This window comes from Corynebacterium sp. HMSC29G08 (assembly GCF_001806875.1).
Lineage (GTDB): Bacteria > Actinomycetota > Actinomycetes > Mycobacteriales > Mycobacteriaceae > Corynebacterium.
Genome location: NZ_KV786261.1, coordinates 25,266 through 40,159 on the forward strand (window position 1 = coordinate 25,266; position 14,894 = coordinate 40,159).

Here is a 14,894-nt window from a genome sequence, read left to right on the forward strand (position 1 = left end):
GCCCGCAACTAGTACACGGCCTCTACGCGCCAGGCGCGCCGCGTCCACACCAGCAGCCACCCGGTGACCTCGCCTGCGGAATCGCCCGCGAGTTGACCGACAACCTGCATGCGTGCCGCCTTGTTGTGTTGCGCCTCATGGCCCCACCACCCCTCATCTACCGGCCACGGACCCGCCCATGCGGTAACCAGGTATTTCTTCTCGCCCCACTTGAGTGCGTAGGGCTTGGATGACAGGAGGGCTTCGGCGGTGACGGTGATGGGGTTGGCGGTGGCGTCGATAAGCAGAATGCTCGAAGCGGGGTGATCGATGCCGCCGCCGAGGCGCGCGGGCAGCGGTGCGGGGATGGCGCCGGGCCAGGTGTGGTCGGTGGTTTCGGGTGGGGCTTCGCCGAAGGGGACAAGGCGGATGCGTTCGGCGACGCCACGGCCGCCAACCAGGCGTGGTTGGACAACTGCGTCGATGCCAAGCTGGGACTGCACCCGCTCAATGACGCGGCGTGCGCCGTCGGATGATGCGCCTTGGGACCACAGTTCGCCCGCGATGTCTGGCTGGGCGAGTTCGAGTGGCTCCAGGATCAGTGAGGTGATCGCGCCAGCGCCGCCGGAGGTCAGCCAGCCGTCAAGCTGCCAGCGCACGCGATCCGCCGTGGCGTGCTCGGTGAGCGCTTCGCGGGTGCGCCAGATGCGTTCCACACGGGTGCCGTCTGCAAGTTCCGCGATAACTTTCAGGCGCAGGCAGTTGCGGCCGGTTTCTTTGAGACGCTCATGCAAACTCGCGGCGAGCGCGCGGGCGGCGAAGGCTGCCGCGTCTACACGTTCGATGGGATCTTCAGGGATGATCGCCACAGCGAGGTCCTCTGTGGGGAGCTCTGGTGCTACTCGACGATCCGGCGCAGCCACCGCCACCCGATGAATATGCATGCCATGCGCACCGAAGCGCGTAGTCATAGCGGCAGGTGGGATCTCAGCAAGCTGACCGAGCGTGGCAATACCGAGTTGGCCCAGCGTGCGCACAGTCTCTGGGTCGGCGGCAAGGGCGGTCTCTGCGGTCAAGGCAGTAATCGGATGGTTGGCCAAAAACTCGCGAGATTTTTGTGGCGGCACGATCTGGGAGGTACGCGCGGCGATCATGGCGGTGGCGATCTCATCGGCGGCACCGGCTTGGGTGTCGATGCCGCGTCTCGACACTGCGTCTATAAGCATCTCCAGCGCCACATCTTCACTGCCGTGAAACTTGGCGGCGGCCTGTAGATCCACAACCACCAAGCCCGGACGCAGTACTTCTACGCTTGCGGCGACGTCATCCAGGCTTGCGGCAAGGGAGGCGAACATGCGGCCGTCACGGTCCGGGTTATCGTCAATAACCATAAGCTCCGGTGCTGCAGCCTGGGCGTTTCGCACACGCATGCCGCGGCGGATGCCTACGCGACGCGCCGCCTGCGAGCACACCTTAATCCGATGCTGGCTGGCAATCGCGATGGGTTCTTCCAGCTCATCGTCATGTTCCAGCTTTGCCGCCTGCACCGGCCAATCCGGAAACCACAGTGCCGCGACCCGCATGGTTTAGGGCACCGCCCGGAGGTGGGTTGGTTGTTTCTTTGGGTGTTTTTGTTGCTTTTGGCCGAGCGTGACCGTGGTGCTGGCCGGGCGAGTGCCTTTACTCTCAGCGCGCACACGCAGGTCAATGCCGTTGATGCGGCCCAGGCCCTCGCCGATGCCGCGAAAGCCTTCGATGTGGCCGGTGATGGTGAGTGCCGGCGAGGGCACCGTGGTGTTGACGGTCAGCAGCGCCGCGTTACCTTTACGCAGACGCGCCAGCAAAGGACGCGCACGCACCGGCGTGAGTTCGAGCTGAGTTCTCGTGCGCAGAACAACCAAGTCCAGCCCCTCTGCAAGTACGCCCGCTACGGCGATGTCTTCAACCCCTGGGTCCGGCACTGCGATGATGCGTTCTAACCCTTCTGCAGGGATTGCCGCGTATGACAACTCCGGCCACCCAACCACACCAACGTGCCCGCCAGCAGCGGTAACTTGGTCGATGATCTCCACGATCAGCGCCGGAGTGTCACTACAGTGCGTGACCGCCTGCTTGGGCAACCCGTTGTTAGGCAGGACCTGGGATAATGATCCTTTGACAGTGAGAGTGCCATGCTTTTCGACGACCGGGCGCACCACCTCCCCACCCAACGCCGCCATCTGGGCACGCAACTGCGCGATTTGTTCAGCCCGACTTGGGTGTTCTGCTCCCACGACCTCCTCCGGGAGCGCCGCGAGCGATCGAATAGACGTTCCACTCACAGCGTTTAGTATGCACTCCACCCAAAACACAGGCAAGCGCCAAGGTCGAACAGGCTTTCTATGCGGGGGCCGCTTCCCGTCGGCTCAAAGCACTAGCGGAGGAGTCGCACGGTAACGTCTCTGACGTGATCCCCATCAGTGCTGCCGAGGCCCTTAACCGAAAAACGCCGATCCCCACGCCGATCATCGTGCACGTGATTGGCTCACTTGGAGTTGCTGGGTCGGTAGCAGCCCTAGTTTCACAGCTGGCCGTTGGCACTAAGGTGATGCTCGCGCTGGCGTGCGTCATCGCGGCAGTCGCAGTCACGCTTGCACACCCCTACCGCAAGCAAATGCGGGCGTATGGGGAACAAAAGAACGTATATACGGGACCACAGATAAGCATGATGCTTCCGCTTATGGCTTGGTGGCTGCTCCTCATGTTGGCGCCACTCGCAGCGTGGCCCCTATGGGGCGTGGCAGTGACGTTTGTCGTATTGTTCGGCGCCGCGTGGGTACTGTACCCGCACGTGGATGGGTCGCGCCGACTGGCCTACGCCTAAAGCGCGAGTACTCGAAACAATCTACTCGAAACCGTTTCGAGTAGATTGCTATCCGCAGGTCAGAGTAGGAAAATTCGTTTCGAGCACGTTTCAAGTACGTTTCAAGTAGCTCGAAATGCACTCAGAATTACTTAACGCAATATCCCCTCGACATACCAAACAGCGCGCGGATCACGCGGACCGTTTCCGCGCCACTGCACCAACCGTGCGTCGCGCATTGCCTGCAGCGCCCGGCGCACGGGCGGAGCGGAAAGCTCCAACACTTCAGCAATCTCACCTGTAGACATCGGCCGCCCATTTGTTTCAAGCACCGTCAGCACTTCCTCGGCGTAGCGAGGCAAGCTTTGCAAGACCTGGGGAGCTAAACGCTGAATCGCATTCAGCGTAAGCACGACACTGCCACTTGTTTGGTTATACACCGGATCAGCAAATCCCACCCTGCGCATGCTGGCGAACATACGCCGGATGCCCTCCCCCAGCCCCTGACCGAGACGAAGCTCCCTGGCTACACGGGCGATCATTGGGTTACGAACAAAGCAAGCTAACGATTCCGGCGTCCGCGGGTTAACCCACCCAAGAAACCGCCCAGGACTCGAAATCTCAATACGCCCCGGGTAGATTTCAAAGCGAATATGATCCCCGACCATGCTGTACGAGCGGTGCACTACTGCGTTGACTAACCCCTCAAGCCAGACGTCATGGGGAATCAGGTTCTCGTCCTCAAACAAGCCCGAGCCCGTCAACCTACGAACACTAGGCAGCATTGCGCCGATCACTTCTTGGGCGGCCTGGATTTGTTTCGGTATTGGTCCATCAAAACGCTGATCATCCATCAGCTGCTGCATCTGGCCAGGCAGTCGCTGATCCTCACCAAAGCGAAGCACCCGAATATGGGCGTTAGGGAAAAACTCTTGCGGGTTTTTAGCAAACAGCAAGATAGCGGCCGTACGCGGATTGCCTTCGCGGTCAATCAAATTCCGGGCCTTCAGAGCATCTTCCGTAGAGGATGACCCAATCGCCTCGGCATAATCCCCGACCAGCTCCAGATCCAGGTCACTGCGGTCTACCCTCGGCGGAACCGTCGCGTCGTACTGCTGCTCGCCCTTGGTGTAGCGAAGCTCAAGAATATCGTCTGCCTTCAGCTGACGAGATTCATCGCCAACCCGCAGATAGCACTCGCCGGATTTCAAGTAATGCACACGCTCACTTGGCAGTACATGGAAGAGATACACCTGCGCACCCTCCCCCACCTCGCAAACTTTTATCTGCACTCGGACTGTTGGATCTGTATGGTCCAACGCCGTCTGCCGCAGAGCATTGTCCTGCGTGGCACTTGGACGCCCATCAAACTCGCGGTCCGTAATACCAACGGCAATAATGCCGCCTTCAGCATTCGCCATCCCCACAATGGTTTTGGCCAAATCCTTCGGCTTAATGCGGAAGGATTTGCGCTCAAACCACTGATCCTCTGGGACCTGCAGAAGCTGGCGGGGATCCTCAGAAAAGTTGCGCTGCACACTCACAGCTCAACATTCTACTCGAAACCGTTTCGAGTAGAATGTTATTCCCAGGTCAGACTAGGAAAATTCGTTTCGAGCACGTTTCGAGTAGCTCGAAACGCACCCAGAATCACGCACCCCCAACCGCCTAGCGGAAGCGCTTCGGCACGTCCGGCGCACCGAGGGTGAGCATCAGGCGGTTTGCCCAGTTGAAGAAGGCGGAGGCGTTGATGACGTCGATAATCGACACGTCATCGAGACCAGCCGCGCGCAGTGCCTCCACCTCGGCCTTGCCAAACGCGAAGGGGGTGCAGGTAAGCGCCACAGCTGCATCCCGGATCGCGTTCCACAGTGGGAAGCCCAGGTCGGTTTCGACGCCTTCGGCAAGGAGACGATCAATAATCTTGGCGTCGCCGCCCTCGTCCTTTGCACGCGCCTGGTGGACGGAGGCACAGTACTCGCACCCGTTCAGCCGCGACACCACCGTCGCAGCCAGCTCACGCTCCGCGCGCGCAAGGCCGCCTTCCGTGTTGTAGAAAATGTCCAGGTCCGTCAGGGTGCGCGCCTTCAGCGCCGCCGGGTCATGCGCCAGAAGACGGAAGTACTCCATATCAATACGCTCAGGTTTGATCAGCGCATCAATGTGCTCCTCGGTGAACTCATCCTTCGGCAGCGGTGCAACCCATGGCTTCCATCCCAGCGAGTGGTTGACAAAGCCTGCCGGTGCCACAACCTCGGGCTGCAGGGTTGCTGGCGTTGGCGCCCAGCCCGGATCCGCAACACCAGCAGCGCGCGCGGGTGCTTCTACCGAAGCCCCCGAAACCCCAGCGGCACCAGAAGCGCCTGCGAGCACCCGCACGCCGTGCGCCACGCGCAGCTGAAACGCCACAAACGAGATCAGCTGGGACAACGATACGATGCCGGTTTCGGTGTAGCCAGCCTCCTGCAGGTGACCGATCGCCGCAGGTGAGGCATCCTTCGGGTGGAAGGTAAGCAGGTGTGCGAAGTCGAAAGCAGCGGCAAGTTTCGCATCCAGCCCCTCAACATCACCAAACAAGACGAAATCCCCGCCCGCATACGGACCTGTGGAACGGCCCGCTTTCACGGCGGCGGCGACAACCTCAACCAACGCCTCGTCCTCATCACTGAGCAGGTCGGCGTAGAAGTCGAAGGCGCGCGCGTCGCCAGAAATTCCCGCGATAAAGGCGGCGGTGGCGTAGCGATGGTTGGCGGGGACGTCGATAAGCAAACTGCTCTCAAACAGTGCCTCAAAACTGCGCTCAGCATTCGCCACCGCGTCCGGACGAGCCGAACGCTCAGGCAGCGTAACCCCAGCTAGAACATCAATAATGTTAGACAACGAACTCTCCTAACTGTCGGGCGCGGAACACGCTACCCGGAATAGCGTCAATCAACTCACGCGTGACCTCATGCCGCGGGTGTGTAAACACCGTATCGGTCGCACCGGTCTCCACCTGGCGGCCGCGGTGGAACACACTCACCGTATCCGAAATCTGACGCACCACCGCCAGGTCATGTGAGATAAACACATACGTCAAGCCCAGCTCACGCTGCAGCTGCTCCAACAACTCCAGAATCTGCGCCTGCACCGTCACATCAAGCGCAGACACAGCTTCATCCAGCACCACAAGCTCCGGCTGCACAATCAAAGCGCGCGCAATAGCCACACGCTGGCGCTGGCCACCGGAAAGCTGCGCCGGCATACGCTGGGCAAACACCGCCGGGTCAAGCGCAACGCGATTCAGGTACTCGTCTGCAAGCTTTACACTCTTCGACTTGCTCACCCTATGCAGGTTGCGCACCGGCTCCGCAACAATGTCACGAATCCGCATCTTCGGATCCAAAGACGCGTACGGGTTTTGGTACACCATCTGCACGCGTGCACGCATCGCGCGCTTCTCACGCGACGTCAGCTGGGTCAGGTCCGTACCGTCCAAAGTGACAGTGCCGGCCGTGGGCTGATTAAACATGGCAATCGCACGCCCCGTGGTGGTCTTGCCGGAACCGGAACCGCCAACCAGCGCGTGGGTAGAGCCGCGCTTGACCTCAAAGGAAATGTTCTCAATCGCGGTGAAATCGCCGAACTGCTTGCTCAAACCCTCAACGCTCAAAAGCGTCTCCGTACTTGGCGACGTGCGATGGTAGGCGTCCGCCACTGCGAGCGACGGCGCATTATCCAACAGCCGCCTGGAGTACTCCTGCGTTGGGTTCGCCAACACCTCGCCCGCGGGCCCGCGCTCAACCACGTGGCCGCGCTGCATAATCACCACGTCATCCGCGCGATCACCCGCAACAGCCAAATCGTGGGTGATCAAGACAATGCCCAGGCCCAGCTCCGCGCGCATCTCATCCAACAAATCCAGGATGGTTTTCTGCACGGTCACATCGAGTGCAGACGTCGGTTCATCCGCAATGATCACCTGCGGCTCAAGCGCAACCGCCGCGGCGATCAGCACGCGCTGCTTCATGCCACCAGAAAGCTCATGCGGGTACTGTGCGTACCTGCGCTCCGGGTCATCAATCCCCACACGCCGAAGCAACGCAAGCGTGCGCTCCTTGCGGCTCGCCGCGTCCCCGATCCCATGGATTGCCATCCCGTCCTCAACCGAGGCACCGATGGTTTTCAGCGGGTTCAGCGAGTTGTTCGGATCCTGCGGCACCAGGCCGATGTGCACGCCGCGCAACTGACGCCACTGTGCGTTGGTGGCGCCGGTAATGTCCTCACCTTTAAAAAGAACTGTGCCGCTGTGGATGTGCGCACTGGGGTCCAATAACCCAATCGACGCCATGGCAGACGTTGTCTTACCGGAGCCGGACTCACCCACAATCGCGGTGATCTTGCCGGCCTCCACAGCAAAAGACACGTCCTGCACCACCGGGTCTTTGCCGCCGTAGGACACGGTCAAGCCCTCGACGGACAACAGTGGTTCGTGTACTGGGGTGCTCATTACTTCTCCCCTTCCGATCGGATCGCCTCAGACAGGCGGTTAGCGGACATCACCGTGGCCACAATGGCCAGGCCAGGCAGCAGAATCAGCCACCAGGCGGTGGCCATGAAGTCGCGTCCCTCTGCAATCAACAGGCCCCACTCCGGCACCGGCGGCGGTGCGCCGTACCCCAAGAACCCGAGGATGGACAACTGCAGGATCGCACTACCAAATTGCAGCGCCGCCAGTGCCAACACCGGGGTCAGTGAGTTCGGCAGCACGTGGCGCACCAGCACCTGGGTCTGCGTTGCACCGGAGCCGTAGGCGGCCTCCACAAACTCAGCGTTTGCAATCTGGATGACCTGGGAGCGAGCCAACCGCGCAAACGTAGCCACAGACGTCATACCCACCGCAAACGCAGCCTGCAGAGAGCCGAAGCCGGTCACGATGATGATGGACAAAGAAAGCAGGATGCCGGGGATGGCTAAAAGCACATCGACAAAGCGCATCAGCGCAGTTTCCACCCAGCCGCGCTGCGTGCCGGCGATCAGGCCGATCAGGGTACCCAACACCAGACCAACAGCCACGGCAATCAGGGCGCCGAGCAGCGACTGGCGCGCACCAAACACCACGCGGGAGAACAGGTCGCGCCCCACCGCGTCAGTGCCAAAGAAATGCTGCGAACTCGGCGCAAGCAGCGCCACATCCGTGCCTTTGTACGGATCATGCGTAGCAAACACACCCGGGACCAGGGCCCACAAAAATGCGACGACCAGCACCACAATCGCGATAATGGTCCCCGGCGCGCTCCAGCGCTTGGGGGTGCTGCGCTTGAGACCACGCCTAGGGTCTCGCTTGGGGGAGCGTTTGTTGGGGTTTACGTGGGCGTCGATAAGCGAAATGCTCATTTCGCACCCTCCTTAGTGGGAGTTTTCGAAGTGGTGTCGCGCAGCCGGACATCCAAAACTGGGTACAGCAGGTCAACAACCAAATTGATAATCACGTAGGCGGCGGCAGCAATCAGCACCACGCCAAGCAGCACCGGCATGTCACGGGAGGACACAGCGTTGACCGTGAGCTGGCCAAGGCCCGCGCGGCCAAACACCGTCTCCGTGACCACGGCGCCACCGACAAGCTCGCCGAACAACAGGCCAGCCATAGTGATCGCCGGCAGCAGCGCGTTGCGCAACACATCGCGCCAGAAAATCCGTGACTCACTGGCACCACGCGCCCGCAGCACCTGTACGAAGGGCTTCGCCTGGACCTCATCAATCGAGCGGATCAGCACCTGAATCAACGGTGCCGCCATGGGCACAACCAACGTCAAGGTGGGCAGAATCAAGCCCTCGAACGCGGTCGGATTAACCACGTTGACCCAGCCAAGCTGGAAAGAAAACACCTGCAGCAGCACAATCGCAATGAAAAAGCCCGGAAGCGAAACCATAAACGACGGCAACGCGCGGAAACCCCGGCGAATAACGCCTCCACCCGGCAGGGTTGCCACCCACGCCACAGCAAGCGCAACCACAATAGCCAAACCAACCGAAGACACTGCCAACACAAACGTGTGCGGCGTGGCTGTCGCAATCAAGCTGGACACCGGGGTGCCGGTTGCCACCGAGTAACCCAGGTTGCCGGTAAACAACCCGCCAAGCGTGGCAAAGTACTGCTCAATCAGCGGCTTATCCACACCCATCTGCTCACGAATCTGCGCGATCTCCGTGTTGGACAACCCCAGTGCCGGATCCGCGTAGCGTGCCGCCACACCATCCGACGGCAACGCCGACAGCAGGAAAAACGCCAGCGTGTACGCCAGCAGCAACACAATCAGCGCCTGGCCTAAGCGCTTCGCAATGTAGCGGCCCATTAGTTCTCGGCCTCCTTTGCGGTGCCTTCTTCATCCTTGCCGTTTTCGAAGTACACGCTGTAGAAACTCGGGCGCGCCACCGCTTCGGGCGCAAAACCCTCCACGTACGGTGCCAGCGCGTAGACCTGCGGCTCTTCAAACATCGGCAGCACGTAGGCCTGCTCGGTGAGGTAATCCTGCACTGCCTTCGATGCTGCGGCACGCCCCTCGGCGTCGGCCGTGGACGAGACTTTGGATAACAGTTCCTCCAACGTGGGATCTACCGGGGTGTCGTCGCCAGCGTTGTTGAGCAATGCGTCTCTGCGCTTGAGCGACAGGTGGGACACAATCACGTCATAATCCGCACGCCCCACCACTGTGTGCATGATCTGCACCCGATCAATGTCTTTCACCGCTGCGTTTTGCGTTGCGCGGTCTCCCGCCACCATGTTCAGCTCAATGCCAAGCTCACGCAGGTCAGACTGCGCCATGGTCACTAGTTCCTTGGAACGCGGCTGCGGTTGCGCGTAGTTAATCCACAGGCTCAAGCGCTGCCCGTCCTTCACGCGGATACCGTCCGGCCCCGGGAGCCACCCGGCGCTATCCAACAACTCGCGCGAAAGCTCCGGGTCGAAGGTGTACTCACCGGCTTTTTCGGTGTAGCCGAGTGCGGTGGACGCCATCGGCCCGGTGGCCAACGGGTAAGAATCGCTATAGAGCACGCGCAGGATTTCCTCGCGGTTAATGCCGTGGATCAGTGCCTTGCGCACGCGGATGTCCTGCAGCAGAGGGTGGTTAAAACGAAACGCCAGCTGGTTGCTCATCCCGTTGGTGCTTGCAGAGACCACCTGGATGCCGTGGTTTTTCAGGTGCGGCTCCACCGGAGCGGAGATCTCGCGCACCATGTCGGCCTGACCAGAGATCAACGCGCCGGAGCGCACTGCTTCCTCAGCGGCAAAGGTGTAGTGGATGCCATCTAAACGCGCACGGCCCTGGTGCTCAAGCACTGGTGGCGCCCAGTCGTAATCCTCGCGGGCGCGCAGCACCAGGTCGGTCCCCAGCGTTTCAGACTCCACCACGAACGGACCAGACCCGATCACATTGACGGCGTTGCCGGGGCCGAAGTCTTCGCTGCGAAGCTTCAGCGAGGCGTTAGCAAGCAAGCCTGCATTGTAGGAGGAGGCTGCCTGCGCAAAGCCCGGGGAAGGTTTGCTGAAGTAGAAGCGCACCGTGTCCTCATCCACAACCTCCCCACGCTCGTAATTGGAGATCTGCTCCGAGACGTTGAACAGCCGTTCCTTGTCACCTAGGCCGTAGAGGTCAAAGTTGTCCACGATGTTCTGTGCCGTCATGGGGGTGCCGTCGGAATACGTCACGTCCGTGCGGATATCAAAGGTGAACACGGTTGCGTCCTCATTGATCTCCGGCAGGTCTGTGGCAATCCACGGGTGCAGCTCAAGTGTCTCGGGATCCTGGTAGAGCAAGCGGTCTGTTATCTGGTTAACCACGCCGCCGTTGGGGTAAAAGCCGGCCGCCGGCGGGTACAGGTTGTTAAACCAGCTGGATTCTAAGTAGGTCAGCACGTTGTCTGACTTCCCGCTTGTCGGCGGTGCACAGCCCGCAAGTAGGGCCGCTACCAGTGCAATTGCTATTGGGGGTGTCACCTTCCCTCTAAAGACGTTCATGGTGCCTTTCTTCGTGCCACTCATTATTAGACAAGTTTGTTTCGCAACAATAGACTATGCAGTCTAGAAGATGCCAACTCAACTATCCGGAGGATTTAGATTCGTGGCAGCATCCATCGCAATCATCGGAGCGGGCCCCCGCGGGATCTCCATCACTGAACGCCTCGCCGCATACCTGCGTGCGACGCCCAGCAAGGACCCGCTCACCCTCCACATCATTGACGACGCCCAAATAGGCGCCGGCCGCGTCTGGAACACCACCCAAACCCACACGCTGTGCATGAACACCCTGGCCGGCGCCGTCACGCTCTTCACCGAACCCGGCGCCACCGTCGGCGCCCCAGTGCTCGAAGGCCCCACCATGTACGAGTGGATCCAGGCCCTTCGGGGCGAGCATTCACACCCGCTTATCGACGCCCACCCGCACCCCCTCCCCACCACCTTCACCGAGGAGATCCGCACAACCCGCCCAGAGTCAAACCCATCGCGCGCGCTCTACGGCGAATACCTGCGCTGGGTCTGGCAGGTCGCACTCGCCCAGCTGCCTGAATATGTGACGGTGGTTGAACACAACACCCGCGCACGGAGCATTCGCGAGGACGGCGATGCTGACGCAATCGAGCTTGCCGACGGCACCGTTGTCCACGCCGACGCCACGGTGCTCGCCACCGGCTGGGTGCTGCCAGGCCTGTCACCGGCCCAGCAAGCATTCACGGATTCTGGCGTGACCTACATCGGCCCAAACAACCCCGTTGAGCAGGACGTGGACCGCCTGGCCCCTGGCGAGCAGGTGCTGGTGCGCGGCATGGGCATGGGCTTTTTCGACCTGATGGCCCTAGTCACCATTGGTCGCGGTGGGCGTTTTGTAGAGGATGCGTCTACACGCTCGGGTCTGCGTTATGAGCCCAGCGGGCGCGAACCACACCTTGCCGTAACTTCCGGGCGCGGCTACCCCTACCTGCCGAAATCGGAGTACCACTCGCTGCCGCCGAAAGCCGATCTCACGCGCCTGCGCGCCGCCATCGCCAATAGCCAGGCGCCGGTTTCCTTCGGCCGCGACCTCTGGCCAGCACTCGCACGCGATACCTACGCGGCGTACTACACCACGCTTGCGCGGGTGCGTCCGCAAGCATTGAAGCTCCCCTTAGACGAGGTGCTTGCCGCCATCGACGCCGTTGACCTAGACACGCACGCAAGTGCCGCCAGCATCTTCCCTGTCGCCGAAGCCTTAAGCGCAGCCTGCGCGGACCTTACAACCGAACCCTTCCACCTGGCTGACTGGGCCGACCCCCTCGCCGGCACCGAAACCCTGTCCCTGGAAGAGCTCAACCACCACATCGGGCAACGCATGGCAGCCGACATCCGCGAGGCCGTCGCCGCCGCCGACTCCCCCATCAAGGCTGGCCTGTGGGTGATCTCCGCAGGCCGTAAACCCAGCGCTATCGCCACCGAAAACGGCCGCGGCCCCCGCGAAGCAGCACTGTCGCAGTACATGGCATTCGGCCAAATGGTCGGCTCCGGCCCACCACTATTCCGCACCCGCGAGCTTCTCGCGCTTACCGACGCCTCCCTGGCCACCTTCCTCGGCCCCAACCCCACCACCGAAGTCTCCACCTCTGACTCCGCCTCTGACTCCGGCTCTGACTCCGGCACCGAAGGTACCTATACCGCCAGGAGCCACTCGCGCAGCGTTAGCGCAACGGCGCTGGTAGACGCGTTTCTGCCGGGCCCGGATGTGCGTACATCGGGCGACGCGCTGGTGGCGTCGTTAAGAAATGGCTCCCGCGTGCGCCCGTTTGCACCCGGCGGGGTGGAAACGGCCGCGCCGGAGACCGACGCCTCCACCCGACGCACAGTCCACCCCGACGGCACACTAGATGCCCGCCTGCACATCGTGGGTATTCCCACCGGCAAGCAGTGGGCAGATACGACCATCTCACCCATGCCGGGCACGAACCCGCTGATGCTGCAGGAAACGGACAAGACTGCATTGTCGCTCTTGCGGCAAGCGGGCCTGCGCTGAGCTGGGCTTGCGCTGGGCTTGGGTTGCGCTGGGCTTTTGCAATGTCTGCTAGTGGACGGCGGGATACTCCTAGCAGACAATGAAAACCGCCCTCTATTTCCCCAGGTGAAATGTGCAGACTTTCGGCCATTTTTGCGTTGTATGCTAGGAGCCCGTCTCCCCTCCTAGCAGATAAACGTTATGTCAAGTAGAAGGCAAGCAGAGGCAGACAGGGACAAACAGAGGCCGGCACTAGCCCAGGTCGCGCGCCACCGCCCAGCGCGTGAGCTGATGCCGGTTCGACGTCTGCGTCTTACGCAGGATGTTGGAGGCGTGCGTCTCCACCGTCTTGACCGAGATGAACAGGCGCTGCGCGATCTCCTTGTAGGTGTAACCACGCGCAAGCAGCCGAAGCACCTCGAGTTCGCGCCGGGTCAGCGAGTCCACCTCTGGGTCGTCCTCCTCCACAACCGGCCCGGAGGCAAACGCGTCGAGCACAAACCCGGCAAGCCGCGGCGAGAAATACGCGTCACCGCCACGCACCCGCTCAATCGCCTGCACAAGTTCGGTACCTGCAATGTTCTTGGTTACGTACCCGCGCGCCCCGGCACGGATCAGCGCGATGACATCCTCGGCAGCGTCGGAGACACTCAGCGCCAAATACGCAGGCCCCGGCGCGCGCTTGAGCACAGCCAACCCGCCACCGTCGGGCATGTGCACGTCCAACAACACCACATCCGGATGCGTTTTTCCGATCCCGCGCACCGCCTCCGCAACCGTGCCCGCCTCCCCGACAACCTCCAGCTGGCCGTCGCCTGCGGCGGCCAGCTCAGCTTTTACCCCGGCCCGAAAAACCGAGTGATCGTCCACCAGAAACACGCGCGTCATAGGTCTAACGCTAGTTCGATCTCGGAGCCATTGCTTATCGACGACACCACGTGCACCTCTCCCCCAACCCGCTCAACTCGTCCCACGATGGAGTCACGCAACCCGTGCCGGTCCGTTGGCACGGTCTGTGGGTCGAAGCCGGCACCCCGATCCCGCACAAACACCCCGAGCCTGCCTGCGAGGTGTTCAGCGTAGACGTCGATCGTGTCCACGCCTGCGTGCTTGGCGGCGTTGACCATTGCTTCTCGGGCGGCAAGCACGACCGCTTCGGTGCGCTCGTCGAAAGGAATGTCGTCACCCACCGTGACCGGTTGAATCACGACCCCGTAGGCATCCTCGACCTCGCCTGCGGCCTTGTGCAACGCGGCGAAGGTGGTGGTGTGGTTGGACACGGTGTCGTTGAAAAGCCATGCCCGAAGTTCGCGCTCCTGACCACGGGCAAGGCGCACCACCTCGTCCGGATCATCCGCCTGGCGCTGGATCAACGCCAGGGTCTGCAGCACTGAATCGTGCAGGCGCGAGGCAATCTCCGCGCGCTGATGCGCCACTGCTTTTGCCTCACGCTCCGCGACAAGCGAGTTGGCCAACTTGGCAATCAGCGGCACCACAAGCACCCCGACACCAAGTACCGTCACCAGCACGGAGACGACCACCCCGGCGACCCCGGCACTCTCCCCAAGGAGTGCCACAGCCAGCACCCCGCTCATGACCAATAGCGCGCCCAAGGACAGCGCTGCGATGTTGCCCCACGAATCCGTGCCACGGTCATACGCCTGCAACGCGATCACTGCACCGACGATGAGCACACCGATGATGAACACCACCATGGAGCCCGCACCGGAGGAAATCTGCAGCGACGTCAACGCACCCGCAAACCCCGCCAATACCAGGAAGATATCAAGCGCACTCGAGCGCTGCCGCGGCGCAGCACTTTCAGCAACCGGGGTAAACACCCACAGCCCCGCATACAGCAGCACGCCGAAGCCGCCGGCGAAGCTCGCCGCAACCAAAAACAGACGCACCCATTTCACGTCCACCCCGAGCAGGTCAGCCGCCCCGGACGCCACGCCGGCAATGACGCGGCGGGAACGGTCACGGGTCAGCCGGGGATACAACGCAGACATGTCCCCCATCGTTGCACGGCAACCCCCTCAGGCACATCGGGGTAAACCCTGAGATGAAAA

At 61.7% G+C, this 14,894-nt stretch carries 12 protein-coding genes; 2 read left to right on the forward strand and 10 right to left on the reverse strand.

Annotated elements, in window-relative coordinates:
• Nucleotides 1-8: 8 nt before the first annotated feature.
• Nucleotides 9-1,562, reverse strand: coding sequence for a Y-family DNA polymerase (locus HMPREF3101_RS08255; RefSeq protein ID WP_070464298.1), 1,554 nt, complete (start codon nt 1,560-1,562; stop codon nt 9-11).
• Between the two features lie 3 nt (nt 1,563-1,565).
• Complete coding sequence (locus tag HMPREF3101_RS08260) at nt 1,566-2,300, reverse strand: hypothetical protein (protein ID WP_246816704.1); 735 nt, start codon at nt 2,298-2,300, stop codon at nt 1,566-1,568.
• Nucleotides 2,301-2,425: 125 nt separating this feature from the next.
• Here HMPREF3101_RS08260 and HMPREF3101_RS08265 point away from each other — a divergent pair, with 125 nt between their 5' ends.
• Nucleotides 2,426-2,842 (forward strand): hypothetical protein, encoded by a 417-nt coding sequence (locus tag HMPREF3101_RS08265; RefSeq protein ID WP_070464300.1) that lies wholly within the window; start codon nt 2,426-2,428, stop codon nt 2,840-2,842.
• Between the two features lie 131 nt (nt 2,843-2,973).
• Here the strand turns inward: HMPREF3101_RS08265 and HMPREF3101_RS08270 are convergent, their stop codons facing one another.
• The 6 genes from HMPREF3101_RS08270 to HMPREF3101_RS08295 all read right to left on the reverse strand — a co-directional run bounded on the left by HMPREF3101_RS08270 (nt 2,974) and on the right by HMPREF3101_RS08295 (nt 10,820).
• Nucleotides 2,974-4,365 carry an RNA-binding domain-containing protein gene (locus HMPREF3101_RS08270; protein ID WP_070464302.1) on the reverse strand — a complete coding sequence of 464 codons (1,392 nt, stop codon included), beginning with the start codon at nt 4,363-4,365 and terminating at the stop codon, nt 2,974-2,976.
• A 124-nt stretch (nt 4,366-4,489) separates the two neighbouring features.
• Nucleotides 4,490-5,701, reverse strand: a complete 1,212-nt coding sequence (locus HMPREF3101_RS08275; protein WP_070464304.1) for an alkylhydroperoxidase domain protein — start codon at nt 5,699-5,701, stop codon at nt 4,490-4,492.
• Nucleotides 5,694-7,310 (reverse strand): dipeptide ABC transporter ATP-binding protein, encoded by a 1,617-nt coding sequence (locus tag HMPREF3101_RS08280; protein WP_070464306.1) that lies wholly within the window; start codon nt 7,308-7,310, stop codon nt 5,694-5,696. The genes HMPREF3101_RS08275 and HMPREF3101_RS08280 overlap by 8 nt, the downstream gene beginning before the upstream one ends.
• Entirely contained in the window at nt 7,310-8,197 is an 888-nt protein-coding gene (locus HMPREF3101_RS08285; protein WP_070464308.1) for an ABC transporter permease, read from the reverse strand. The genes HMPREF3101_RS08280 and HMPREF3101_RS08285 overlap by 1 nt, the downstream gene beginning before the upstream one ends.
• Complete coding sequence (locus HMPREF3101_RS08290) at nt 8,194-9,156, reverse strand: ABC transporter permease (protein WP_070464311.1); 963 nt, start codon at nt 9,154-9,156, stop codon at nt 8,194-8,196. Before HMPREF3101_RS08290 ends, HMPREF3101_RS08285 begins: the two co-directional genes overlap by 4 nt.
• Nucleotides 9,156-10,820 carry a TIGR04028 family ABC transporter substrate-binding protein gene (locus HMPREF3101_RS08295; RefSeq protein WP_070464312.1) on the reverse strand — a complete coding sequence of 555 codons (1,665 nt, stop codon included), beginning with the start codon at nt 10,818-10,820 and terminating at the stop codon, nt 9,156-9,158. Before HMPREF3101_RS08295 ends, HMPREF3101_RS08290 begins: the two co-directional genes overlap by 1 nt.
• A 70-nt stretch (nt 10,821-10,890) precedes the next feature.
• On the opposite strand from HMPREF3101_RS08295, the gene HMPREF3101_RS08300 reads away from it, so the two are divergent.
• Nucleotides 10,891-12,843, forward strand: a complete 1,953-nt coding sequence (locus HMPREF3101_RS08300) for an FAD/NAD(P)-binding protein (RefSeq protein WP_070464314.1) — start codon at nt 10,891-10,893, stop codon at nt 12,841-12,843.
• Between the two features lie 231 nt (nt 12,844-13,074).
• On the opposite strand, the gene HMPREF3101_RS08305 is transcribed toward HMPREF3101_RS08300, so the two are convergent.
• Nucleotides 13,075-13,710 carry a LuxR C-terminal-related transcriptional regulator gene (locus HMPREF3101_RS08305; RefSeq protein ID WP_070464316.1) on the reverse strand — a complete coding sequence of 212 codons (636 nt, stop codon included), beginning with the start codon at nt 13,708-13,710 and terminating at the stop codon, nt 13,075-13,077.
• Nucleotides 13,707-14,834: an ATP-binding protein gene (locus HMPREF3101_RS08310; RefSeq protein ID WP_246816705.1), complete on the reverse strand. Its 1,128-nt coding sequence runs from the start codon at nt 14,832-14,834 to the stop codon at nt 13,707-13,709. Before HMPREF3101_RS08310 ends, HMPREF3101_RS08305 begins: the two co-directional genes overlap by 4 nt.
• Nucleotides 14,835-14,894 lie beyond the last annotated feature (60 nt).

Bases quoted from the DNA above. Each gene is read 5' to 3' on its own strand.
- HMPREF3101_RS08310 (WP_246816705.1), bottom strand. From the start codon at position 14,834: ATGTCTGCGTTGTATCCCCGGCTGACCCGTGACCGTTCCCGCCGCGTC.
- HMPREF3101_RS08290 (WP_070464311.1), bottom strand. From the start codon at position 9,156: ATGGGCCGCTACATTGCGAAGCGCTTAGGCCAGGCGCTGATTGTGTTG.
- HMPREF3101_RS08255 (WP_070464298.1), bottom strand. From the start codon at position 1,562: ATGCGGGTCGCGGCACTGTGGTTTCCGGATTGGCCGGTGCAGGCGGCA.
- HMPREF3101_RS08280 (WP_070464306.1), bottom strand. From the start codon at position 7,310: ATGAGCACCCCAGTACACGAACCACTGTTGTCCGTCGAGGGCTTGACC.
- HMPREF3101_RS08285 (WP_070464308.1), bottom strand. From the start codon at position 8,197: ATGAGCATTTCGCTTATCGACGCCCACGTAAACCCCAACAAACGCTCC.
- HMPREF3101_RS08295 (WP_070464312.1), bottom strand. From the start codon at position 10,820: ATGAACGTCTTTAGAGGGAAGGTGACACCCCCAATAGCAATTGCACTG.
- HMPREF3101_RS08305 (WP_070464316.1), bottom strand. From the start codon at position 13,710: ATGACGCGCGTGTTTCTGGTGGACGATCACTCGGTTTTTCGGGCCGGG.
- HMPREF3101_RS08300 (WP_070464314.1), top strand. From the start codon at position 10,891: ATGCCAACTCAACTATCCGGAGGATTTAGATTCGTGGCAGCATCCATC.